The following is a 22,227-nucleotide window of genomic DNA, read 5'->3' as shown; positions in this document are numbered from 1 at the left end:
TTGGGGTTCGGGGCATTATGCTTGCTTGGGTATAAGTGCCCCGCAAGAACTTTTAAGGATTTGAGATAATCTTGAGCGCAAGCGATTTCTCGAGCGCAGTTGTCGTTTTGGCAGCTGGTGCCGGAACCCGAATGAAATCAGACTTACAAAAAACGTTGCATAGCATCGGTGGACGCAGTCTCATTTCACATAGCTTGCATGCAGCTGCCGGGCTTAATCCCGAGCACATTGTTGCAGTAATTGGACATGGACGCGACCAGGTGGGTCCAGCCGTTGCCCAGGTTGCAGAAGAACTGGACCGGGAAGTCCTCATCGCTATCCAAGAGGAACAAAATGGCACGGGACACGCTGTGCAGTGCGCCATGGATCAGCTCGAGGGCTTTGAAGGCACGATCATTGTCACCAACGGCGATGTTCCCCTGCTCACCGACCACACTCTGTCTGCACTGCTGGATGCACACGTGGAAGTTCCAACCGCTGTCACCGTGTTGACCATGCGTCTGGATGACCCCACCGGCTACGGCCGCATCGTGCGCAACGAAGAAGGCGAAGTCACCGCCATCGTTGAGCAAAAAGATGCTTCAGCAGAAGTCCAAGCCATCGATGAGGTCAACTCCGGTGTCTTTGCTTTCGACGCCGCCATCTTGCGTTCCGCACTGGCTGAACTGAAGTCCGACAACGCTCAGGGCGAGCTGTACCTGACCGACGTATTGGGCATTGCTCGTGGCGAGGGCCACCCAGTGCGCGCCCACACCGCCGCCGATGCTCGTGAACTCGCCGGTGTCAACGATCGTGTGCAGCTCGCAGAAGCCGGCGCCGAACTAAACCGTCGCACCGTCATCGCCGCTATGCGTGGTGGCGCAACCATCGTTGATCCAGCAACCACCTGGATCGATGTGGAGGTTTCTATCGGCCGCGACGTGATCATCCACCCTGGCACCCAGCTCAAGGGCGAAACTGTCATCGGAGACCGCGTTGAAGTTGGTCCAGACACCACCTTGACCAACATGACCATCGGCGACGGCGCATCCGTAATCCGCACCCACGGTTTCGACTCCACCATCGGTGAAAACGCCACCGTTGGCCCCTTCACCTACATCCGCCCAGGAACCACACTGGGACCAGAAGGCAAGCTCGGTGGCTTCGTAGAAACCAAGAAGGCCACAATCGGCCGTGGCTCCAAGGTTCCACACCTCACCTATGTCGGCGACGCCACCATCGGCGAGGAATCCAACATCGGAGCCTCCTCTGTCTTCGTGAACTACGACGGTGAAAACAAGCACCACACCACCATCGGCAGCCACGTTCGCACTGGTTCTGACACCATGTTTATCGCTCCAGTGACCGTGGGTGACGGAGCGTATTCCGGAGCCGGTACAGTAATTAAAGACGATGTTCCGCCAGGAGCCCTTGCCGTGTCCGGCGGACGCCAACGAAACATCGAAGGCTGGGTGCAAAAGAAGCGCCCTGGAACCGCTGCAGCACAAGCCGCAGAAGCCGCCCAAAACGTCCACAACCAGGAAGGCTAAGCAGGATCCTCATGACTGCTCACTGGAAACAAAACCAAAAGAACCTCATGCTGTTTTCGGGTCGTGCGCACCCAGAACTGGCAGAAGCTGTAGCTAAAGAGCTCGACGTCAACGTCACCCCAATGACGGCACGCGATTTCGCCAACGGTGAAATCTACGTCCGCTTCGAGGAATCAGTTCGTGGCTCCGACTGCTTCGTCCTGCAGTCCCACACCCAGCCTCTCAACAAGTGGCTCATGGAACAGCTGCTGATGATCGACGCTTTGAAGCGTGGTTCCGCAAAGCGCATCACCGCGATCCTGCCGTTCTACCCATATGCCCGCCAGGACAAGAAGCACCGCGGCCGCGAGCCAATTTCTGCTCGCCTCATCGCCGACCTCATGCTCACCGCTGGCGCGGACCGTATCGTGTCCGTGGACTTGCACACCGATCAGATCCAGGGCTTCTTCGACGGCCCAGTCGATCACATGCACGCCATGCCGATCCTCACCGATCACATCAAGGAAAACTACAACCTGGACAACATCTGCGTGGTCTCCCCTGACGCAGGTCGCGTGAAGGTTGCAGAGAAGTGGGCTAACACCTTGGGCGATGCCCCAATGGCGTTCGTGCACAAGACCCGCTCCACCGAGGTAGCAAACCAGGTTGTCGCCAACCGCGTCGTCGGTGACGTCGACGGCAAGGACTGCGTGCTTCTCGACGACATGATCGACACTGGCGGCACCATCGCCGGCGCTGTGGGCGTCCTGAAGAAGGCTGGCGCAAAGTCAGTCGTCATCGCCTGCACCCACGGTGTGTTCTCTGACCCAGCCCGCGAGCGCCTGTCTGCATGCGGTGCTGAAGAAGTCATCACCACCGACACCCTGCCACAGTCCACCGAGGGCTGGAGCAACCTGACCGTTTTGTCGATCGCACCGCTGCTGGCTCGCACCATCAACGAGATCTTCGAAAACGGTTCCGTCACCACCCTCTTCGAGGGCGAGGCCTAAACACCCATGCCCACCACGGACGTCTTCAACCGCGTCCGGTTGGCATTGGAACCTCTAGCTGATCCCGCACGTGCCACCGGAATGGCAAGCTACATGCGGGATCAGTTTTCTTTTCTCGGCATCCCATCCACCCCCAGAAAAGAAGCCTGCAAACCCGTGCTGTCCGCGCTAAAAGAGTTGGACACTGACTTTGTCTCAGACTGCTTTGGCGCAGCTGAACGGGAATACCAGTATGTCGCCTGCGATCACATCAATCGCGTCGGCATCACCGATCTAGGTTTTGCCAAAGCATTAGTGCAGACCAAATCCTGGTGGGACACCGTCGATTCCCTAGCAAAACCGATCGGCGCCAAACACGATGATGATCTGATGAAAACGTGGGCGCTTGATGAGGACTTCTGGGTGCGCCGCATCGCGATCATCCACCAACTGGGCCGCAAGAAAAACACCGACGCTGCCCTGCTGGCCTGGATCATCGAGCAGAACCTCGGCTCCAGCGAGTTCTTCATCAACAAAGCGATCGGCTGGGCACTGCGGGATTTCGCCCGCCACGACCCCAGCTGGGTCCGGGCTTTTGTCGACGCCACGGACCTTTCCCCACTGAGCCGGCGAGAAGCCCTGAAGAATATTTAGCCCTCAGGCATCATCTGAGCGAGTGCCTCTGGATCGAAGTACATCAGCTCCCAACCGTGTCCATCTGGATCATCAAAAGCTCCGCCGTACATGGGGCCTTCCGCTGCAAGCTCACGGGTGATCGTGCCTCCGAATTCCTGGGCGCGACGCACGAACTCATCCGCATCCTCGGTGGAACATACAGACAGGCAGTTGAGCACTTCGCGGGAGCCGTTCTTCTCCACGATGGGGCGCTTAGTGAAATCACTGAAGCGCGCGGTTTCCAGAAGCATCACCACGATGGCGTCACTGACCTCAAAAGATGCAGTGTGCTCATCACTGAAGACGGTGTTTTCTTTGAAGCCAAGACCTGCATAAAAACGCTTAGATGCTGCAAGGTCAGATACTGGTAGGTTGATGAAAATCATGTCGTGCTGAAGTCGTGCCATAGGAGTTCCACTTCCTCAAAGTGCCTTTTGGCTAATGTGACCCCAATCAGTATACTGCCGGTTTTTGGATTAGGTTTGGCCATCGTGCTAGCATATTTAGGTCTCGGCGAGGGTCAAGTACTTCTAGTGCTCAACCGTTATCGACGCGATCTAGACTTCTAAAGTGCACTTTTGTGCGCTGCCTGCGAAGACTCGACCAAGACATTCGAGTCGGTCGCGGGCATTTTTTATTTTCGCGGCCGAGTGTCCACCTTCATCCATGAGGAGAAATCACTATGGCAAAGTACCAAACCATTGAGGCTGCTGTCCGCTCTGAGTTCGGCAAGGGCTCTGCACGTCGTGCACGCGTTGCTGGCCAGATCCCTGCTGTTGTTTACGGCGCAGATGTTGAGTCCAACCTGCACGTCACCATCGACCACCGCACCTTCGCTGCGCTGGTTCGCCAGGAAGGCGTAAACGCTGTTCTTGAGCTCGACATCGAGGGCCAGAAGCAGCTCACCATGATCAAGCACATCGACCAGAACGTGCTGACCTTCCACATCGACCACTTGGACCTGCTTGCCATTAAGCGCGGCGAAAAGGTTGAGGTTGACGTTCCAGTTATCGTCGAGGGCGAGCCAGCTCCAGGCACCATGTGGGTTCAGGATGCTGACACCATCAAGGTTGAGGCTGACGTTCTGTCCATCCCTGAAGAGTTCACCGTTTCCATCGAAGGCCTTGAGCTCGGCGCACAGATCACCGCAGCTGACATCAAGCTCGAGGGCGACACCACCCTGGTTGAGGATCCTGAGACCCTCATCGTCAACATCGTTCTCCCAGCTGTCGAGGAAGAAGACACCGAAGAGGACGAAGCAGCTGAAGAAGCAGCTACTGAGTAAGCTTTTTTAGATAGCTTTATCTTTCGCGGGCCTCGTTGCCGTGCGGGGAAATTTAAAGTGATGACAGTGCACGATCATCATGGAGGTTTCCTCACATGGTGGCGGGGCCTGTTTTTGCTTGTGGTGGACTCATGGTTGGATGGGGGATGTGAATAACTCTCCCCTTTTAGTTGTTGGCCTGGGAAATCCCGGCCCGAAATACGTTGGCACCCGCCACAATATTGGCTTTGAGGTTGCAGAAGAACTAGTGTCGCGCAGCTTTGGATCATTTAGTGTGCACAAGCGCTCCAACACCGATATCGCGCAGCTTCCTGGGCTAATTGTGGCCAAGCCGCGCAGCTTTATGAACCTGTCGGGAACTCCGATTCGGGCGCTGTGTGACTTCTTTAAGATTTCCCCAGCCAATGTCATCGTGGTGCATGATGAATTGGAGCTTGATTTCGGCTCAGTGAAGCTACGTCAGGGTGGCGGGGATCATGGGCACAATGGTCTGAAATCCACGTCCAAATCTTTGGGAACTAAGGACTATTGGAAGCTCAGCATGGGTATCGGTAGGCCACCGGGTCGGATGGATCCGGCAAGTTTTGTGTTGAAGCCTTTTGGCAAGCAAGAACTGGCGGATATTCCCATCATGGCGGCTGACGCTGCAGATCTCGTCGAAAAGCATTTGCAGCAGGGCTAGCTACTTGCGCCGCGCCTCTTTGAGGCGGCGCGGCAGGTCGGCGTCGTCGTTTTCTAAGACCCCGGATTTGAGTAAGCGTGTGTACACCACTGGGCAGTTGGTGCAGCGCGGCGTTTTGCGACAGCACGTGTCTTTGACTTTCATGCCCAATGGATTGTGGGTAACTTTCACCCGTGACTTACGCTTACTCATATGCCTAATCGTAGTGTATTAGGCTTGGATAACCTATAGTACGGCTGGCTGCCTGCGCTCCGGGTACACGCGAGGACGCACGCCGGCGATCTCCTCGACGATGCGAATGACCTGGTTGGAGTAGCCGAACTCGTTGTCGTACCACACGTAAAGCACCAGGTGGCGACCGGTTGCGATGGTGGCTAGACCATCAACGATGCCCGCGTGGGTGGTGCCCACGAAGTCAGTGGAAACAACCTCTGGGGAACGGATCCAGTCGATTTGCTGGCGCAAGTCAGAGTGCAGGGACACACGGCGGAGGAACTCGTTGACCTCATCGCGGTCCACCTCCGTGTTCAGGGTCAAGTTGAGCACAGCCATGGACACGTCAGGGGTAGGAACGCGGATGGCATTGCCGGTGAGCTTGCCTTCCAGCTCTGGAAGCGCCTTGGATACAGCCTTTGCAGCGCCGGTTTCGGTGAGAACCATATTCAGACCTGCTGCGCGACCACGGCGAGAACCCTTGTGGAAGTTGTCGATCAGGTTCTGGTCATTGGTGAAGGAGTGAACGGTTTCTACGTGGCCGAATTCCACGCCGTAGCGATCATTGATCACCTTGAGCACTGGGGTAATGGCATTGGTGGTGCATGATGCTGCGGAAACGATCTGATCATCTGCGGTGATGTCGGTGTGGTTGATGCCGTACACGATGTTCTTCAGATCGCCCTTGCCCGGCGCGGTGAGTACAACCTTGGCAACGCCCTTGGACTTGAGGTGCTGGGACAGGCCTTCGCGGTCACGCCAGCGGCCGGTGTTGTCTACCACGACGGCGTCATTGATGCCGTATTCGGTGTAATCAATGGTGGCTGGGTCATTGGAGTAGATGACCTTGATTGGGGTGCCGTTGGCCCAGATGATGTTGTTGTCATAATCGGTGGTGATGGTGCCATCGAATCCACCGTGGACAGAATCACGACGCAGCAAGGATGCGCGCTTGACCAGGTCTTCTTCACCATTTTTGCGGACCACGATGGCGCGCAGACGAGCACCGTCATACAGTGCCTCGCGGGAAACCAGGATGCGGGCCAGCAGGCGACCGATGCGGCCGAAACCGTACAGCACGATATCAGTTGGGTTGATGTCGGTTTCCGCACCAATGACCGGCGCGAGAGCGTCCTCCAGGAAGGCACGCAGGTCGGTGCTTTCGGATTCTTCGAAGCTGTAGGCCAGCTGTCCCAGGTCGATCGATGCGGTACCAAGGTTCATATCTACCAGTTCGCGCAAAATATCCAAGGAGCTTTCCAGTGGAAGTTCCTTGGATATGATGTGGCGGGCGTAGCGGTGAGACTTGATGATATCGATGTCTGAGACATTCACAAGGAGACGACCGAATACGGAAACCACCACGTTGTTGTTGCGGTGCAGGCGCCCGATCAACGGCACCATTTCCTCCGCAACTGCAATGCGATCGTTCCAGTCCTTGTGGTTGTGCGTCATAAAAAGTCCTTCACTGACTTAGGCGTGGGGTTAACCCGGGGTTTATCACTGGGCAGCTCTCGTGGATAGTTGAAAGCACTCCCCCCAACATTAGCCCAAAGCGGAAGGTGTTAATGATTCCAGTATCTGCTTTGCACTACCCTTCGCAATCGATTCCAGGCCGACTCCTACCAGGCAGTAGGCGTAATCCCAGTTCCCTGCACTTCCCGCCACCTTACGTAAAGATGTGATCATTGGGTTGAGGTATGGGTACAACGGGGGTAACCCCTCGTTCGAACGGGTGAACCTGGTTTCCACTCCCCTGGCATAACGGCCCGAAAATGCGCGAGATGACACCGATTCCAAACCAAGTGCTGGGGCGGCGTCCAAGATCTCGCGGTTAAGTGAGCTGGTGCCGGCTTCGTCGCTAAGCAAAAAGGCGGAACCACAGGAGGCAGCGCTGGCGCCGGCTTCTAAAATTGCTGCCACGTCTGCGGAGGTTGAAAGGCCGCCGGCTGCGATGAGCGGGAGGTAAACGCCCGCTTGTTTGACAGCTGCGAGGAGGGTTTTCAGGTCGCGCTCGTCCGGCTCCACTTCAATGGACCAGGTAGAGCGGTGCCCACCCGCCTCGGGGCCTTGCACGACAAGCGCGTTGGCGCCAGCTTTCTGCGCAGCCAGCGCGTCCTCCGGATTGGTCACCGTCACCCACGCCTCAATTCCGGTGGCTTTGATCCGGGCGAATTCTTCAGCGCTAAAAATACCAAAGGTGCAGGAAAAAACGGCGGGCTTAGCGGCAAGAACGGCCTCAAATTTAGCCTCCCACCCATTGCTCAAATCCGGCGTAGGCACCGTCGGCTCATCGAGGCCAAATTGCCGAAACGCCGAGGACAACAATCCCGCCAGCTCATCAATGTCTGAAGGCTTAGGCGCATCCGTCTGCGGGCGAAACAGGTTGACGCCAAAGACGCCTTTTACCTCTGACAATTCCTGTTTCAGCTGCTCAAGAGGCATGACGCCACCAGCCAAGAACCCGAGGGAACCTGCCTCTGCTGCTGCATTGACCAACGCGGGAGTGGACGGGCCGCCAGCCATCGGGGCGACAATCACGGGAGTTTTCAACGTGTCAAGGATGCTCATGGCACCATCCTAGGCGCGCCTGCCATAGGATGACTTCCGTGAGTTTTTTGTCTAAAATCCAAGCACTGTTTGCCCCCAAGCCTGAACTTCCCGCCGCCAAATGGCTGGTCGTGGGCCTGGGCAACCCCGGCGCCAAGTACGAATCCACCCGACACAACGTCGGTTACATGTGCCAAGACATGCTTATCGACGCCCACCAGCAGCAGCCCCTCACCCCCGCCACGGGCTACAAGGCCCTCACAACGCAGCTCGCACCAGGGGTGCTCGCCGTTCGATCCACCACTTTTATGAACCACTCCGGCCAAGGTGTCGCACCGATCGCCGCAGCGTTGGGTATCCCAGCAGAGCGCATCATCGTGATCCACGACGAGCTCGATCTGCCCGCTGGAAAAGTACGCCTGAAAAAGGGCGGAAACGAAAACGGTCACAACGGCCTGAAATCCCTCACGGAAGAGCTCGGCACCAGAGACTACCTGCGCGTCCGCATCGGCATTTCACGACCACCAGCAGGAATGGCCGTGCCCGACTACGTTTTGGAACCAGTCGATCACGACCAACCAGGCATTGAACTTGCCGCCGAGGCAGTGGATTTGCTGCTGGCCCAGGGATTATCTGCTGCGCAAAACGCTATCCACAGCCGCTAGATTGCTAGAGATTCCCGCACTTTAGTCTGCTTCTCTGCGGTGGTTTCAGCGCCTTGTCCCGATTCCACGACCTGACCACGCGCCACAATGGCGTAGCTTGTTGCAGCATCCAATGCAAAACCAATGTTTTGCTCCACCAGGACAATGCTCATGCCGTCCTTAGCCAAATCGATGATGGTCTGCTGAATTTCAGCAACCACCGAAGGCTGAATACCCTCGGTGGGTTCGTCGAGAAGCAAAAGCTTTGGCGCCGTGATCAGCGCGCGGGCGATGGCAAGCTGCTGACGCTGACCACCCGACAACAGGCCGGCTTGGCGGTCCAGCACCTGGGTCAGCGCCGGAAAGCGATCAAGCGCCTCCGCGATGCGTGCCTTGCCCACACGTCCCTGCAGATCCGCTACCACCTGCAAATTTTCCATGCAACTAAGCTGCGTAAAAGACTGCTGGCCCTGCGGCACATAAGCCATTCCGCGCTTTACTCGCTCATGCGTGGACAACGAGGTGACATCCTGGCCGAAAAGTTTGACCTCTCCGGAAGTCGGCTTAATCAACCCCACCGCGGTTCGCAGCAAGGTGGATTTACCAGCGCCATTGTGGCCGAGGATCGACAGGATGCCGTTGCTGCTCGTGGAGATTGAAAGAGAATGAAGTACCTGCGTGCGGCCATAACCTGCACACAAATTAGTGATTTCCAACATGACTAACTCACTTCCCTGCCGTACCTAAATAAATGGACTGCACATCCGGATTCGCCTGAATCTCATCGACCGACCCCTCACACAAGATCGTGCCGCGATTCATCACAGTGACGCGAGTGGCAAAACGACGCATGAACTCCATATCGTGCTCCACCACCAACACCACCCGTCCCCGCGCAACCCTCTGCAAAAGCTCACCCGTTGCGACACGCTCCTCCTCACTCATGCCCGCCACCGGCTCATCCAGCATGAGCACCTGCGCATCCTGCACCAGCAACATTGCAATTTCCAGCCACTGTTTCTGCCCATGCGACAAGGTTCCCGCCTGAGCATTCACCAGATCAGCAAGACCCGTGACCTCCAGGGCGTGTTCAATTCGGGGATCAATCCGATGACGCACCCCGAGAAGCGCCCGCAACGGACGATGAATCCCGCACGCAATATCCAGATTCTGCAACACAGACAATTCTTCAAACACGCTGGCGGTCTGAAACGTTCGCCCCACACCCATCCGAGCAATGCGGTGCACAGGGGTTCCCAGAATCTCAGTGCCATCCAACTGCACTGATCCCTGCCCCGGCGCCAATCCGCTGATCGCGTCAATGCAGGTGGTTTTACCTGCACCGTTGGCACCGATGAGGAAGTGGACGTGACCGGGCAGCACCTGAAAACTAATCTCATTCACGGCGATGAACGACCCGAAAGCGACTTTGAGGTTGGTGATTTTAAGGCTCATGAGGTGGCCTTCCTGGCCTTATTTTTGAGCGCGGAAAGTTTAATTGAAGCAATTCCGCCCGGCAGCAACACGATCACGAGAACCAGGATCGCACCCTGGAAATAGGACCACATGCTGGGGAAAGTTTGAGCAAGTGTGGATTCCACCCAGCCCAGCACCAGCGCGCCAACTACGGGACCGAATAGGGATGCCCTGCCACCAGCGGCGACGGCGATCACGAACACGATTGATGGCACCACGCCGATTTCTGCGGGTGAAATGATGCCCACGATCGGCACGAACAGCGCTCCGGCGATTCCGGCAATCATCGCAGCAATGACATATGCGGCGGTTTTGATCAATGCGGGATCATATCCGAGGAATCGGACGCGTTCTTCTGCATCTCTGGTGGCCACGAGCAGTTCTCCATAGCGGCTGCGCATGAGCCAATATGAGATAGCCACCAAAGCCAAGAGAACTCCCACTGCGGTGAAGTAAAACATGATGCGGTTGATGGGGTCGTAGACGGCAAAACCCATGAACGATCGAAATCCGGAAAGACCATTGGAACCTCCAAGGGAATCTTGTTGTCCGACCAGCAACACCACAACAGCTGCGGCGAGCGCTTGGTTCACGATGGCAAAGTAGGCGCCTTTGATGCGTCGTTTGAAAATGGAGAAGCCGAGCACAAAAGCCACGATGCCGGGAAGCGCCACAACTGCGATGAGTGCGACTGCCGGGTTGGCAAAAATGGACCACCATTGCGGAACTGTGGTCCCAAAAATCTGCGAATCGCTGTACAGCATGTGCATGGCCATGATGTACGCGCCGATTCCAAAGAACACGCCTTGCCCCAGCGTGAGCATGCCGCCTCTGCCCCACGCCAGCCCGATGCCGACTGCGACGATCGCATAACACACCAAGCGCGACATCAACGTCAGCTGGAATGTGGATAAAAAGAGCGGGGCGCACAGCAATACCGCAGCGAGCGCGGCCAGGCCCAACGCCGCAGTGCGCAGCGTGGGAGCATTTACGACGCTAAGTTTCGGCGTAGTTTTCTTCTTTGCGGGCTTCTTCAGCTTGAGTTGAGTGCTCATACGAGGCTCCTAGTTTGGGTTTGGAAGAGTCCTTGAGGCCTAAACTGCAGGAAGGCAACAACAGCGATGAGTACGATGAACTTCGCGATGCTCGCACCTGTCGTATATTCCACGAATGCTTGAGTAATTCCCAGCACGAAAGCCATGATCACAGCGCCCTTCACCCGGCCGATGCCACCGGCGGCAACAACAAGGAAGGCATCCACGATGTAGTTCTGACCGATGGTGGGGCCGGTCGCGCCAATCAATGTGATAGCTACCCCGGCGATTCCGGCAAGACCGGAGCCCACAAAGAACGTCATTCGGTCAGTAGCTCGGGTATCAATACCTGCGGTTTCCGCGAGGTCGCGGTTCAGAACCACGGCGCGGATGCGTCGGCCCCAGGCAGTGCGATTTAGGAACACAGCTAGTGCAGTCACTGATGCGATGGCCAGCGCCAGGATGAATAGTCGCGCGGTCGGCACCAAGACGCCTAGAACTTCGACGTTTCCGCGGAGAAATTCCGGTGCCCTGACATCCACTGCGGGAGCTCCGAAAATGTTTCGGGCCAGCTGCTGAAGGATCAAACCGACACCGAATGTGGCCAGCAGCGTGTCTAGTGGCCTGTGATAAAGATACTTCAGCAGGAATTGTTCGAGGAGAACTCCGAAAAGCCCACCGATAATAAAGGCCAGCGGAATGCTGATCAGTAGGGATAAACCGGCAGAACCGACGACCAGCTGCACCACATATGCGGTGTATGCGCCGACCATGATGAACTCTCCGTGCGCCATATTAATAACGCCCATCTGTCCAAAGGTCAGTGACAATCCCACTGCGACCAATAGAAGGACCGATCCAACTGAAAGCCCGGCTACGAGCTGATTGAGTAAAATGTCCATGATTTTTATCTCTTAGGAAGTCGCAGCGGTGGTCTTGGCCCAGTCATAGGAAGACAAGTATGGGTCCGGATCAACTGGGGAATCGGTTTCCCAAATGGTGTCGATCAATCCATCCGGGCGGATTCGACCGATGCGCGGTGTTTTGGAGATGTGGTGGTTATCGCCGTCAACCACCACGGTTCCTTCTGGTGCATCAAAAGTGGTTCCGTCGGCGGCTGCTTGAATTGCGGCGACATCAAAGGAATCGGCCTTCTCTACCATTTCTTTCCAGAGGTAGAGGCTAGTGTAAGCAGCTTCCATCGGATCGGAGGTCACTTTGTCCTGGCCGTAGAGGTCCTTGAAATTCTCCACGAAGGTCTCGTTTTCTGGGGTGTCGATGGTTTGGTAGTAGTCCCACGCCACCAGCTGGCCCTCAATATTTGCGGTGCCGATGCCTCCGACTTCTTCTTCCGCAATGGATACTGACATCACCGGAAGGGTGTCTGCATTGAAGCCGAGGCTGTTGTACTGGCGGAAGAACGCCACGTTGGAATCGCCATTCAAAGTGTTGAACACGGCATCTGCGTTGGAGTCACGCATGCGGTTGGCGATGGTGGTGAAGTCGGTGGATCCCAACGGCGCGTAGTCTTCGCCGACGATTTCCATACCATTGGCTTCGGCGTAGTCCTTGATGATGGAATTTGCAGTGCGTGGGAAAACATAATCGGAACCGACAAGGAAAAGGCGGTTCAGGCCGTTTTCACGCAGGTAATCAAGAGCCGGGATGATCTGCTGGTTGGTGGTGGCGCCGGTGTAGAAAATATTCGGCGAGGATTCCATGCCCTCGTACTGCACCGGGTAGAACAGCAGGGAGTTATTGCCCTCAAAGACGGGGAGCATTGCTTTGCGGGAGGCGGAGGTCCATCCACCAAACACGGCTGCAACGCATTCCTGCTGGATGAGGCGTTGGGAGCGTTCGGCGAAGGTGGCGGGTTCGCTGGCGCCGTCTTCTTCAGAGATCTCCAACTGCTTGCCCAAAACGCCGCCGGCTGCGTTGATTTCATCGGCTGCCATGTGCAGGGATTGGTTCACCGTGGTTTCAGAGATAGCCATCGTGCCGGACAGGGAGTTGATGAAGCCGATTTTGATGGAGTCGCCGGATGTATCCACACAGGAAGCTGCGGTGTTGCTCGCGGTTCCATCTGCGGAGGTTGCATCCACTGCGCGGGTGCATGATGCCAGGGCAAAAGCCATCGCGGTGACTGCGGTGACGGTGAATGCTTGTTTAACGATTGGACGGGACATGAATACCTCCGAAGTTAAAGTTTCTATAGCTCTATAGTTTTTAGAGTTTCTGTCAGCCTATAGGTAGTTGTTTTTGAGCTTAAATGTAGTGACGTGTCTTACATTTCAGCCACCCCCGAATTAAGGGAAGTGGCAAAAAACGTCGACAAGCAGGCAACGCCGGCGTACAACTTCGCTGAGCTGGGGCGACTATGGCCCAGCGCCCACAACCCGCTATTCTTAATACCCATGAGCAACGCCAATCCCGACACCACCGCCGCCGAGGCACATCGCCGCAGAACATTCGCCGTAATCGCACACCCCGACGCCGGTAAATCCACCCTCACCGAGGCATTGGCGCTGCATGCACACATCATCTCCGAAGCCGGCGCCACCCACGGCAAAGCAGGCCGCAAAGCCACCGTTTCCGACTGGATGGAAATGGAAAAAGACCGCGGCATCTCCATCGCCTCCTCCGCACTCCAATTCGAGTACGCACCAGAAGGCCACGCAGGCGAGCCCTTCATGATCAACCTCGTGGACACCCCAGGCCACGCCGACTTCTCCGAAGACACCTACCGCGTCCTCATGGCCGTCGACGCAGCAGTCATGCTTATCGACGCCGCCAAAGGCCTCGAACCCCAAACCCTCCAGCTCTTCCGCGTCTGCAAAGCCCGCGGCCTGCCAATCATCACCGTGATCAACAAATGGGACCGCGTCGGCCGCACCCCACTCGAGCTCGTCGACGAAATCGTCAAAGAAATCGAACTCCAACCGACCCCACTGTTCTGGCCAGTCGGTGAAGCCGGCGACTTCCGCGGCCTAGCCCGCATCAACAACGACGGCGAAGTCGAAGAATACATCCACTTCACCCGCACCGCCGGCGGCTCCACCATTGCCCCCGAAGACTTCTACACCCCAGAAGAAGCCATCGAACGCGAAGGCGACGTCTGGGAAAACGCCACCGAAGAAGCAGAACTCCTCGCAGCCGACGGCGCCGTCCACGACCAGGAACTCTTCCTCAACTGCACCACCTCCCCACTGATCTTCGCCTCCGCGATGCTCAACTTCGGCGTCCACCAAATCCTGGACACCCTCTGCCAACTCGCACCATCCCCCGCCGGCCGCGACGCAGACCCCAAAGCCCTCGAAGCCGCCACCTCCGCAATGGACGACCACCGCGACACCACCGACGACTTCTCCGGCGTCGTCTTCAAAGTCCAAGCCGGCATGGACAAAAACCACCGCGATACCCTCGCCTTCATGCGCGTCGTCTCCGGCGAATTCGACCGCGGCATGCAAGTCACCCACTCCCAATCCGGCCGCAGCTTCTCCACCAAATACGCCCTCACCGTCTTCGGCCGCACCCGCTCTACCGTCGAAACCGCCTTCCCCGGCGACATCGTCGGCCTCGTCAACGCCGGCGCCCTCGCACCAGGCGACACCATCTTCGAAGGCCGAAAAATCCAATACCCACCAATGCCAAAATTCGCGCCAGAACACTTCCGCATCCTGCGCGCCAAATCACTCGGCAAATACAAACAGTTCCGCAAAGCCCTCGAGCAGCTGGACTCCGAAGGTGTCGTCCAGATCCTCAAGAACGACCTGCGTGGCGACGCCAACCCAGTCATGGCCGCTGTCGGCCCAATGCAGTTCGAAGTGATGCAAGCCCGCATGGAAGTCGAATACAACGTCGAAACCGTCGCCGATCCGATTCCATACTCCGTCGCCCGCCGCACCACCGCCGAAACCGCACCGGAACTGGCGAAGCAGCGCGGCGTGGAAATCTTCACCCGCACCGACGGCGAACTGATTGCACTGTTCAGCGACAAGTGGCGCCTATCCTTCATCGAGAAGGAGCACCCTGATTTCGTGCTGGAGTCGCTGGTAGCTGAGTAATTAACTGGGCGGCTTTGGTGGCTTGGGCTGCTTGGGATTTTTGCTTGTCGACGTCAGGTTCCAGGTGGCCCGGGCCCGGCTGGCCAGTTCGGGGTGTGCTGGCTTGTCGGTATGTTGATGCAAGGCATGGGTGTGCCCGGTATTAGACACACTGGGGCGACTGACAACAGGCACAGCAACATGACAACAACTCAGCAATAACAAGAGCTAGAACAATCTGCCCTCATCACCAGGATCCGGCTCAGGACCAGGCGGATCCGGCGGGTCCGGCGGTGTGGGTGGCGGGCCATGATGCTTACGCCTCGCCCACGCACCACCGGAACGATCAGCAGCAGCCGACCGGTTAAACACCGGCCCCTCACCACCCACTGGGTAGTGCCCCACTCTTCCAGTAGCAGGATCGCGGTCCATAAACCCTTTACCATTGACCCCACTCCTGGAATCATCGTTGCGTGGGTGGTGATTAAAGCACTGATGCGTGAGATTGACCAGGTTGGTCAGCCCACCTCTCATCCAGGGATCTAAATGATGAACCTCGCACTCTAACTGCGGCCGATCACAATTGGGTGCCGAGCACACCAACTCAGAAGCAAACAACGCGATGCGTTGAGTCAGGTTCGCTGAGCGCTGCATCCGATTGACGTTCAACGGCTGCCCCGTCTCACCATCGAGGAGCACAGCGAAGTCGTATTTCGCAGCGATGAGGTTCATGATCTCCGCCAAGTTCAATGAGTAACCCGTATTGGTGGGGTACAGGTTGTTAAGCAGACTTTCACCACTGCTGTTGGCGTGGTTGATCTCGTCAAGATCATCGGTGGTCATGGAGATGATGATGCTGGCTGTTCCACCACGAGCTGGGGTGACAATACCGTGGTTGTAGATCTCCATGATGTGATGCAACGCGTCCGCATGGCGTTGCCCTCGGGTGCGCATATCTTCTGCTGCTGGTAGATCCACGAGGTTGCCGCGTTTGGTTAACGGTGCGGTGTTCGCGGTGATCAGTGCTGCGGTGGCTGCGGGCACGAGGCCGCTGATGCGGACCATGTTGTCGGCATCGGGTTTACCTACTGAGAGGTAGCGCCTTTTCATGGCGGTGATGGGGTTGGGGTTGTTTTTGTTCGCGGTGGTGACCTGGTGGCGTAGCCACGTGCGGAGGTCTTCTGGGGTGCGCCAGATCGCCTGACTCAGGGCTTGGTTGCGCAGTTCCTCGGCGCTGGGTGTGGTATTCGGGTTGAGGCGGGCGAGTTCGTCGGTGATGATGGCGTGTTTTTCCGCGCTGATCCGTGGCCTACGGGGCTTATCACTATCAGGTTTGCCGTCTTCAGGCTTGTCCGGTTCGGGGTCGGGGTCATCATCGCCGGAGTCGTCATCACCCGAGTCGCCACCATCAGGACCACCGTCGGGATTGCCACCATTACCGCCGTTGCCAGATCCAGAGTTTGGCTTCGGTATGGGGTAGAGGGAGTGGGCGAGATTGATGCGGTGGTGGGCGCGTGCTTTAGATAGGCCGAAGGTGGTGGTGAGGTAGTCGATGAGGTGGGTGGAGCCAATCGACTGCGCAGCATTGGTGCGTTCGGCGAGGGCGGTGGTTTGGGCGGCGATGGTGGCGTGGTGGTTGATGGTGTGTTCTAGGGCGATGAGGTCGGGCTCGATGGCCTTGTATTGGTCTGGGGTGACACCATGGTCAAGCATGCTGGCCAAATGGTTGTCGATGGCGTTGAGTGCTGTGGTGAGTGCTTGGACGTGTGTGGTGATGCTCATGGTGTCTTCCCCCTTTCCCGTTGATCTATTCCCCGCGTTGTTATCACCCACCTTACCCGCTCACACTTTCGAACGCAAGGGTGATATTCAAACACTTATTCAAAAGCTGATCACACTAGAGTTACGCCCAATCCTTCCCTAAATCTCTCCAATCTTCCAGGTCAAAGAGAGTTATCCACAGGTAACGCGTACCTCAAAATGGTTATCCACAACGGCAGGCACCTCAAAGCGCCACTCTCCCCCATTCTCTCCTAGCCTATGGGTGTCTCACACTCTAAATTTAAGGAGAAATCATGAAACCTGGCCATTTCTAGTGCGAACACTGCGGCGTTGCACACTTCGGAGCACCTGCACTTAACCTCAAGCTCCCCGACCCCGTTATAGAGGCTCAATCGCGCGGACATCGAGTTTCTACAGGATCATCGGTGTGCCAAATTTTGAACCCGAAACCGAAGCGTCATTTCATCAAATCAAACATCGAAATCCCCATCGATGGAGGTAAGAAGAAGCTCGATTATGGAGGTTGGGTTGAGGTGGAACACTCTGACCTCATGACATATCTGAATTATCGCAATGTGATGAAAAAGGTTCGCATCCCAGGATTCTTGGCAAGCAAATTCCCAGGCCTCGAAGACTCTTATGGGACGCCAGTTCTTTTAACTGTGAAGCATGAAGACTATTACCCGCATTTCCAGCCACTCGAAGAATCCTCGAGCATGTATCAAGACTTCCACAAAGGAATTTCCTCGAGGGAAGCTGACCTTCGAATCAATAGTTGGCTACTAGTGACTCATGAGTACATGCGCTAGTTACAGGATCGAAGTAATGCCCATTATGCACAGAACCAGTGACACGAGATAGCCCGACCATTTGGTGACTCTCTCTTTATTTTGACCAATCAGTTCAAACAACCTACCAACAGGACTTTCAGGGTATTTGCGAACCATTCCAACGAGAATTGCCACGATAATCGGCAGACTCAGAGCCAAGGTCGCATAGACCACAAGTCCGCCATACCTAATTTCTGGACTGAAATTGCCAACGCTCAAATATCCAAGCCCTGCATAAAAAGGTACAGATGTCGCTGACTGAACGATTCCAAGGATCAATCCGGCTCCAACAGTTTTCCAACTAGGAGTTTTTACTGGCGCTAGGAATCCATCAAGCTTTCTAGTGCTGTCGGTTTTAGAAACCAGTGTCGCAACGAAGGAAACGATGCCAGTTACAAGAAGGATGACTCCGAACCAGATTGAATCCAAAAAGCCCTGAACTAAATCCTCTAGTCCATCAAAAACGAGCATCACCAAAATACTGAGGAGGAAAACGCCAAGCCAATCGCCGGCAACCAGTAGCGTGGCGATTGGCCCATATTTACCCTTGCGAGGCAGCAAAGCAGCAATCGCGACGATTATGCCAATGAGCAGGACATTTACGGAGTCCATTAATGCAAAACTCACGGCATGAAACAATTGGGGCACCTTTGATCGACAGCAGTTTTCAACTCAAGCAGGGACATAAAAGTCGGGTTGCCTAGATGTTTCGACATTACCCTTGCTTAAAGAATCGACCACAATCCCCGATTGCGTTACTGCGTCGTCAAAACAAATTACTGCTTAATTGGCGCCTCGGTGACGATAATTCCGTCAGAGTCCGCGTAGACGTAATGACCAGGAATGAAGTCAATGCCACCAATCGATACCACTACGTCTCGTTCGCCGGAACCAGTTTTAGTGGATTTCCGCGGGTTGGTTCCAAGGGCTTTACAACCAAAGGTCATGGTGCCGATGACTGCGGAGTCTCGAATTGCTCCGTTGACAATTACTCCGGACCAACCATGATCTTTTCCAAGTCCTGCAATGATGTCGCCAACTAGCGCGGTGTGCACGGATGCGTCGCCATCGATAACCAGCACTCCCCCAGGATTATCCTCGCTCAGGATGGATTTCAGGAGGGCGTTGTCTTGGAAGCATTTCACGGTGGTTATTATTCCGTGGAATTCTGTGGCACCTCCAAGGTTTTGAAACTGAGTGTCGCATGATTGCGCGTTGTCGCCGATGATGTCTACGAGGTCTGCGGTGGCAATGAATTCTGGAGCACTTTGAGTCATGCCCACAGCATAGAACTAAAACAGTATGCTTGTCCTGCTAAATGTGAATTTTTAAGAGATTCATCCCACACAATTACGAAAAAACCAGATTGCCCACAAATTAGTCTTCGAACTTTAATCAACACCACACCCAAAGCTAAACTTGCGCTCGTTGTGCAAAATTGCATTCAGGCTGAAAAATTCCTAAAGGGACTCCGTCCGAATAATTGGAAAGCCCAGAAGAACAGTCAACTCCTAGATTAAAGGATAATCGTGGCGAAATTCCTGTATAAGTTAGGCTCCACGGCCTATCAAAAGAAATGGCCGTTTCTTGCGGTCTGGCTCGTGATTCTCATAGGTATCACGACGCTGGCGGGGCTGTATGCCAAGCCAACGTCGAGTAGCTTCTCTATCCCTGGTCTTGATTCTGTCACGACCATGGAGAAGATGCAGGAGCGTTTCCCTGGTTCGGATGATGCAACATCGGCTCCCACTGGTTCTGTCGTCATTCAGGCACCGGAAGGCAAGACCCTCACTGATCCTGAGGTTGGGGCTGAAGTAAACCAGATGCTTGATGAGGTTCGGGCGACTGGTGTGCTGAAGGATGCTGATTCCGTTGTGGATCCTGTGTTGGCTGCGCAGGGTGTGGCTGCTCAGATGACCCCAGCCCTGGAGGCTCAGGGTGTACCTGCGGAGAAGATCGCCGCAGATATTGAGTCGATTAGTCCACTGAGTGCAGATGAGACTACCGGCATCATCTCGATGACTTTTGATGCAGATTCTGCCATGGATATATCCGCAGAGGATCGTGAGAAGGTCACCAATATTCTTGATGAATACGATGACGGCGATCTGACTGTTGTCTACAACGGCAACGTGTTTGGCGCAGCTGCAACCAGCTTGGACATGACCTCTGAGCTCATCGGCCTGCTGGTGGCTGCGGTCGTTCTTATCGTGACCTTCGGTTCGTTCATCGCTGCCGGTATGCCGCTGATCTCTGCAATCATTGGTGTCGGAATCGGCATCATGGGCATTCAGTTAGCCACGGCGTTTACTGATTCGGTCAATGACATGACTCCTACCCTGGCGTCGATGATTGGTCTGGCTGTCGGTATCGACTACGCGCTATTTATCGTGTCCCGTTTCCGCAATGAGTTGATTTCTCAGACTGGCGCTAATGATCTGGAGCCAAAGGAATTGGCTGAGCGTCTGCGCACCATGCCGTTGGCTGCTCGTGCGCATGCGATGGGAATGGCTGTGGGCACTGCGGGTTCTGCGGTTGTATTCGCGGGTACCACGGTGCTGATCGCTCTGGTTGCTCTGTCGATCATTAATATTCCATTTCTAACCGTGATGGCCATTGCTGCCGCAATCACCGTTGCCATCGCAGTTCTGGTTGCTCTGTCCTTCCTCCCAGCTCTGCTTGGCCTGCTTGGCACTCGCATCTTCGCAGCACGCGTGCCTGGACCTAAGGTTCCGGATCCTGAGGACGAGAAGCCAACGATGGGTCTGAAGTGGGTCCGCCTTGTGCGCAAGATGCCGGTGGCTTACCTGCTGGTTGGCGTCGTTTTGCTTGGTGCAATCGCAATTCCTGCGACCAATATGCGCCTGGCCATGCCGACTGATGGCACCTCCACGCTGGGCACCGCGCCGCGCACGGCGTATGACATGACGGCAGATGCGTTCGGCCCGGGCCGCAACGCGCCCATGATTGCGCTTATCGACGCAACCGACGTCCCTGAGGAAGAACGCCCATTGGTGTTTGGACAGGCGGTGGAGCAATTCTTGAACACTGATGGTGTGAAGAATGCTCAGATCACTCAGACCACGGAGAATTTCGATACCGCGCAGATCCTGATTACCCCAGAATTTGATGCGATCGATGAGCGCACCTCTGAGACTCTCGCAACTCTTCGTGCAGATGCTGAGACCTTCGCTGATGACACCGGCGCGACGTATGGCATTACTGGCGTCACCCCAATTTACGATGACATCTCTGCTCGCCTCGGCGACGTCCTGGTTCCTTACGTTCTGATCGTTTTGGTTCTAGCGTTCCTCGTGCTGTTGCTCGTGTTCCGGTCCATTTGGGTCCCATTGATCGCGGCTCTGGGCTTTGGCTTGTCAGTTCTGGCTACCTTTGGTGCTACCGTGGCGATCTTCCAAGAAGGTGCTTTCGGCATCATCGACGATCCTCAGCCACTGCTGTCCTTCTTGCCGATCATGCTCATCGGCCTGGTATTTGGTCTGGCCATGGATTACCAGATCTTCCTCGTTACTCGTATGCGTGAGGGCTTCACCAAGGGCAAGACTGCGGGCAACGCAACGTCGAATGGTTTCAAGCACGGTGCCCGCGTGGTCACTGCTGCGGCGCTGATCATGGTGTCTGTGTTCGCGGCATTCATAGCGCAGGACATGGCGTTTATTAAGACCATGGGCTTTGCTCTGGCCGTTGCTGTGTTCTTCGATGCCTTCGTTGTTCGCATGATGATTATCCCTGCAACAATGTTCCTGCTTGATGACAAGGCTTGGTGGCTACCTAAGTGGTTGGATAAGATTCTTCCCAACGTTGATGTTGAAGGTGAGGGTCTTAGTGAACTACATGAGGCTCGCACCGAGGAACTGAAGGAAAATGTAGGTGTCGGGGCTTAGAGAAACAAAAAAGGCTGCTACGCGGACAGCATTGTCACGTGCTGCTGCGGAGATCGCCTTGATGGAAGGCCCTGAGGCGTTCACGGTTGCGGCCATTGCAGCTGCAGCCGGGGTCTCCCCCAGGACTTTTCATAACTACTTCCCTTCTCGGGAAGACGCATTGGTGCAATTTGTGGTCATTCGCGTTCAGGAACTCACGGATCAGCTATACGAGTTTCCTACAAGCGTGCCCCCACGAGATGCCATTGAACAATTGGTGATAAACCAATTGCGGGATGGCGATGACGCTATGGATTCTTTCAGCGCAATGTTTCGAATCGGTGAGATCCTTGAAAATCTTGACCCCATCAAGTGTGTTATCGATAAGGAGCGACTCATTGCTCCGTTGCTTGAGTTCATGGTTGAACGTGACAAAGACCTTGACAAGTTCGATGCGGCAACTCTGATCCATTTGCATGCAGCGGCAATTGCAACCTCGCTGCATACGTTTTACCAAGCTTCCGAGCCCCGGGACATAGAAGATGGAGTCGCATTGATCCGTCGGGCATGCGCCTGGATTAAGAAATAAAAATTGTGGCGTGTGAACCTCCCCCAAACCTCCCCCCAAGATT

21 protein-coding genes and 1 pseudogene are annotated in these 22,227 nt (G+C 55.7%); 10 read left to right on the top strand and 12 right to left on the bottom strand.

Going from position 1 to position 22,227, the window contains the following annotated elements; all coding sequences use genetic code 11:
* Nucleotides 1-71 precede the first annotated feature (71 nt).
* Genes glmU through CGL_RS04720 form a run of 3 tightly spaced genes read left to right on the top strand, consistent with a single transcriptional unit; the run spans nt 72 to nt 3,151 of the window.
* Complete coding sequence (gene glmU, locus CGL_RS04730) at nt 72-1,529, top strand: bifunctional UDP-N-acetylglucosamine diphosphorylase/glucosamine-1-phosphate N-acetyltransferase GlmU (protein ID WP_011013993.1); 1,458 nt, start codon at nt 72-74, stop codon at nt 1,527-1,529.
* An 11-nt stretch (nt 1,530-1,540) separates the two neighbouring features.
* Nucleotides 1,541-2,518, top strand: a complete 978-nt coding sequence (locus tag CGL_RS04725) for a ribose-phosphate diphosphokinase (RefSeq protein WP_003860060.1) — start codon at nt 1,541-1,543, stop codon at nt 2,516-2,518.
* Nucleotides 2,519-2,524: 6 nt separating this feature from the next.
* On the top strand, nt 2,525-3,151 hold the full coding sequence (locus tag CGL_RS04720) for a DNA alkylation repair protein (RefSeq protein WP_011013992.1): 627 nt from the start codon (nt 2,525-2,527) through the stop codon (nt 3,149-3,151).
* On the opposite strand, the gene CGL_RS04715 is transcribed toward CGL_RS04720, so the two are convergent.
* Entirely contained in the window at nt 3,148-3,579 is a 432-nt protein-coding gene (locus CGL_RS04715; RefSeq protein WP_011013991.1) for a VOC family protein, read from the bottom strand. The two genes, CGL_RS04720 and CGL_RS04715, sit on opposite strands and share 4 nt — an antisense overlap.
* 275 nt (nt 3,580-3,854) lie before the next feature.
* Here CGL_RS04715 and CGL_RS04710 point away from each other — a divergent pair, with 275 nt between their 5' ends.
* Nucleotides 3,855-4,457: a 50S ribosomal protein L25/general stress protein Ctc gene (locus CGL_RS04710; protein ID WP_011013990.1), complete on the top strand. Its 603-nt coding sequence runs from the start codon at nt 3,855-3,857 to the stop codon at nt 4,455-4,457.
* A gap of 148 nt (nt 4,458-4,605) precedes the next feature.
* Nucleotides 4,606-5,139 carry an aminoacyl-tRNA hydrolase gene (gene pth / locus CGL_RS04705; RefSeq protein WP_011265655.1) on the top strand — a complete coding sequence of 178 codons (534 nt, stop codon included), beginning with the start codon at nt 4,606-4,608 and terminating at the stop codon, nt 5,137-5,139.
* Here the strand turns inward: pth (CGL_RS04705) and CGL_RS04700 are convergent, their stop codons facing one another.
* From CGL_RS04700 to CGL_RS04690, 3 genes are all read right to left on the bottom strand, one after another.
* Nucleotides 5,140-5,331 (bottom strand): hypothetical protein, encoded by a 192-nt coding sequence (locus CGL_RS04700; protein ID WP_011265654.1) that lies wholly within the window; start codon nt 5,329-5,331, stop codon nt 5,140-5,142.
* 33 nt (nt 5,332-5,364) lie between these two features.
* Nucleotides 5,365-6,807: a glyceraldehyde-3-phosphate dehydrogenase gene (locus CGL_RS04695; RefSeq protein ID WP_011013988.1), complete on the bottom strand. Its 1,443-nt coding sequence runs from the start codon at nt 6,805-6,807 to the stop codon at nt 5,365-5,367.
* Between the two features lie 90 nt (nt 6,808-6,897).
* Complete coding sequence (locus tag CGL_RS04690; RefSeq protein ID WP_011013987.1) at nt 6,898-7,923, bottom strand: nitronate monooxygenase; 1,026 nt, start codon at nt 7,921-7,923, stop codon at nt 6,898-6,900.
* Nucleotides 7,924-7,952: 29 nt separating this feature from the next.
* Between CGL_RS04690 and pth (CGL_RS04685) the strand changes: the two genes are divergently transcribed.
* Nucleotides 7,953-8,567 (top strand): aminoacyl-tRNA hydrolase, encoded by a 615-nt coding sequence (gene pth, locus CGL_RS04685; protein WP_011013986.1) that lies wholly within the window; start codon nt 7,953-7,955, stop codon nt 8,565-8,567.
* Here pth (CGL_RS04685) and urtE read toward each other — a convergent pair.
* From urtE to urtA, 5 genes are read right to left on the bottom strand one after another with little or no spacing between them, the layout of a single operon-like run.
* Nucleotides 8,564-9,265 (bottom strand): urea ABC transporter ATP-binding subunit UrtE, encoded by a 702-nt coding sequence (urtE, locus tag CGL_RS04680; protein ID WP_011013985.1) that lies wholly within the window; start codon nt 9,263-9,265, stop codon nt 8,564-8,566. The genes pth (CGL_RS04685) and urtE overlap by 4 nt on opposite strands.
* Before the next feature lie 7 nt (nt 9,266-9,272).
* Nucleotides 9,273-10,001 (bottom strand): urea ABC transporter ATP-binding protein UrtD, encoded by a 729-nt coding sequence (urtD, locus tag CGL_RS04675; RefSeq protein WP_011013984.1) that lies wholly within the window; start codon nt 9,999-10,001, stop codon nt 9,273-9,275.
* The gene (gene urtC / locus CGL_RS04670) at nt 9,998-11,077 is read right to left on the bottom strand and encodes an urea ABC transporter permease subunit UrtC (RefSeq protein ID WP_011013983.1); all 1,080 of its coding nucleotides are present in this window, start codon (nt 11,075-11,077) and stop codon (nt 9,998-10,000) included. The genes urtD and urtC overlap by 4 nt, the downstream gene beginning before the upstream one ends.
* Nucleotides 11,074-11,958: an urea ABC transporter permease subunit UrtB gene (gene urtB, locus CGL_RS04665; protein WP_003856680.1), complete on the bottom strand. Its 885-nt coding sequence runs from the start codon at nt 11,956-11,958 to the stop codon at nt 11,074-11,076. The genes urtC and urtB overlap by 4 nt, the downstream gene beginning before the upstream one ends.
* A gap of 12 nt (nt 11,959-11,970) precedes the next feature.
* Nucleotides 11,971-13,242 (bottom strand): urea ABC transporter substrate-binding protein, encoded by a 1,272-nt coding sequence (gene urtA / locus CGL_RS04660; RefSeq protein ID WP_003860043.1) that lies wholly within the window; start codon nt 13,240-13,242, stop codon nt 11,971-11,973.
* A 228-nt stretch (nt 13,243-13,470) separates the two neighbouring features.
* On the opposite strand from urtA, the gene CGL_RS04655 reads away from it, so the two are divergent.
* Nucleotides 13,471-15,120: a peptide chain release factor 3 gene (locus tag CGL_RS04655; RefSeq protein ID WP_011013982.1), complete on the top strand. Its 1,650-nt coding sequence runs from the start codon at nt 13,471-13,473 to the stop codon at nt 15,118-15,120.
* Between the two features lie 207 nt (nt 15,121-15,327).
* Here the strand turns inward: CGL_RS04655 and CGL_RS04650 are convergent, their stop codons facing one another.
* Nucleotides 15,328-16,881: an HNH endonuclease signature motif containing protein gene (locus CGL_RS04650; protein ID WP_011013981.1), complete on the bottom strand. Its 1,554-nt coding sequence runs from the start codon at nt 16,879-16,881 to the stop codon at nt 15,328-15,330.
* 374 nt (nt 16,882-17,255) lie between these two features.
* Here CGL_RS04650 and CGL_RS04645 point away from each other — a divergent pair.
* Nucleotides 17,256-17,690 (top strand): annotated as a pseudogene (locus tag CGL_RS04645) (DUF2199 domain-containing protein); the annotation flags it as partial.
* Here CGL_RS04645 and CGL_RS04640 read toward each other — a convergent pair.
* Together CGL_RS04640 and rraA are read right to left on the bottom strand one after the other, a co-directional pair.
* Nucleotides 17,691-18,323: a hypothetical protein gene (locus CGL_RS04640; RefSeq protein ID WP_011013979.1), complete on the bottom strand. Its 633-nt coding sequence runs from the start codon at nt 18,321-18,323 to the stop codon at nt 17,691-17,693. It lies immediately after the preceding pseudogene.
* 164 nt (nt 18,324-18,487) lie between these two features.
* The gene (gene rraA / locus CGL_RS04635; RefSeq protein ID WP_011013978.1) at nt 18,488-18,994 is read right to left on the bottom strand and encodes a ribonuclease E activity regulator RraA; all 507 of its coding nucleotides are present in this window, start codon (nt 18,992-18,994) and stop codon (nt 18,488-18,490) included.
* Nucleotides 18,995-19,240: 246 nt separating this feature from the next.
* On the opposite strand from rraA, the gene CGL_RS04630 reads away from it, so the two are divergent.
* Both CGL_RS04630 and CGL_RS04625 read left to right on the top strand, forming a co-directional pair.
* Entirely contained in the window at nt 19,241-21,616 is a 2,376-nt protein-coding gene (locus tag CGL_RS04630; protein WP_011013977.1) for an MMPL family transporter, read from the top strand.
* Nucleotides 21,603-22,184: a TetR/AcrR family transcriptional regulator gene (locus tag CGL_RS04625; protein ID WP_011013976.1), complete on the top strand. Its 582-nt coding sequence runs from the start codon at nt 21,603-21,605 to the stop codon at nt 22,182-22,184. Before CGL_RS04630 ends, CGL_RS04625 begins: the two co-directional genes overlap by 14 nt.
* Nucleotides 22,185-22,227 lie beyond the last annotated feature (43 nt).

The organism is Corynebacterium glutamicum ATCC 13032 (assembly GCF_000011325.1).
Lineage (GTDB): Bacteria > Actinomycetota > Actinomycetes > Mycobacteriales > Mycobacteriaceae > Corynebacterium > Corynebacterium glutamicum.
Note: the sequence above shows the minus strand (reverse complement) of the source record. Positions and strands in the feature narration are given on the sequence as shown.

Excerpts from the sequence above, each read along its gene's own strand:
- CGL_RS04725 (WP_003860060.1), top strand. The coding sequence starts at position 1,541 with ATGACTGCTCACTGGAAACAAAACCAAAAGAACCTCATGCTGTTTTCG.
- CGL_RS04720 (WP_011013992.1), top strand. The coding sequence starts at position 2,525 with ATGCCCACCACGGACGTCTTCAACCGCGTCCGGTTGGCATTGGAACCT.
- CGL_RS04715 (WP_011013991.1), bottom strand. The coding sequence starts at position 3,579 with ATGGCACGACTTCAGCACGACATGATTTTCATCAACCTACCAGTATCT.
- CGL_RS04710 (WP_011013990.1), top strand. The coding sequence starts at position 3,855 with ATGGCAAAGTACCAAACCATTGAGGCTGCTGTCCGCTCTGAGTTCGGC.
- CGL_RS04700 (WP_011265654.1), bottom strand. The coding sequence starts at position 5,331 with ATGAGTAAGCGTAAGTCACGGGTGAAAGTTACCCACAATCCATTGGGC.
- CGL_RS04695 (WP_011013988.1), bottom strand. The coding sequence starts at position 6,807 with ATGACGCACAACCACAAGGACTGGAACGATCGCATTGCAGTTGCGGAG.
- CGL_RS04690 (WP_011013987.1), bottom strand. The coding sequence starts at position 7,923 with ATGAGCATCCTTGACACGTTGAAAACTCCCGTGATTGTCGCCCCGATG.
- pth (WP_011013986.1), top strand. The coding sequence starts at position 7,953 with ATGACTTCCGTGAGTTTTTTGTCTAAAATCCAAGCACTGTTTGCCCCC.
- urtE (WP_011013985.1), bottom strand. The coding sequence starts at position 9,265 with ATGTTGGAAATCACTAATTTGTGTGCAGGTTATGGCCGCACGCAGGTA.
- urtD (WP_011013984.1), bottom strand. The coding sequence starts at position 10,001 with ATGAGCCTTAAAATCACCAACCTCAAAGTCGCTTTCGGGTCGTTCATC.
- urtC (WP_011013983.1), bottom strand. The coding sequence starts at position 11,077 with ATGAGCACTCAACTCAAGCTGAAGAAGCCCGCAAAGAAGAAAACTACG.
- urtB (WP_003856680.1), bottom strand. The coding sequence starts at position 11,958 with ATGGACATTTTACTCAATCAGCTCGTAGCCGGGCTTTCAGTTGGATCG.
- urtA (WP_003860043.1), bottom strand. The coding sequence starts at position 13,242 with ATGTCCCGTCCAATCGTTAAACAAGCATTCACCGTCACCGCAGTCACC.
- CGL_RS04655 (WP_011013982.1), top strand. The coding sequence starts at position 13,471 with ATGAGCAACGCCAATCCCGACACCACCGCCGCCGAGGCACATCGCCGC.
- CGL_RS04650 (WP_011013981.1), bottom strand. The coding sequence starts at position 16,881 with ATGAGCATCACCACACACGTCCAAGCACTCACCACAGCACTCAACGCC.
- CGL_RS04640 (WP_011013979.1), bottom strand. The coding sequence starts at position 18,323 with ATGGACTCCGTAAATGTCCTGCTCATTGGCATAATCGTCGCGATTGCT.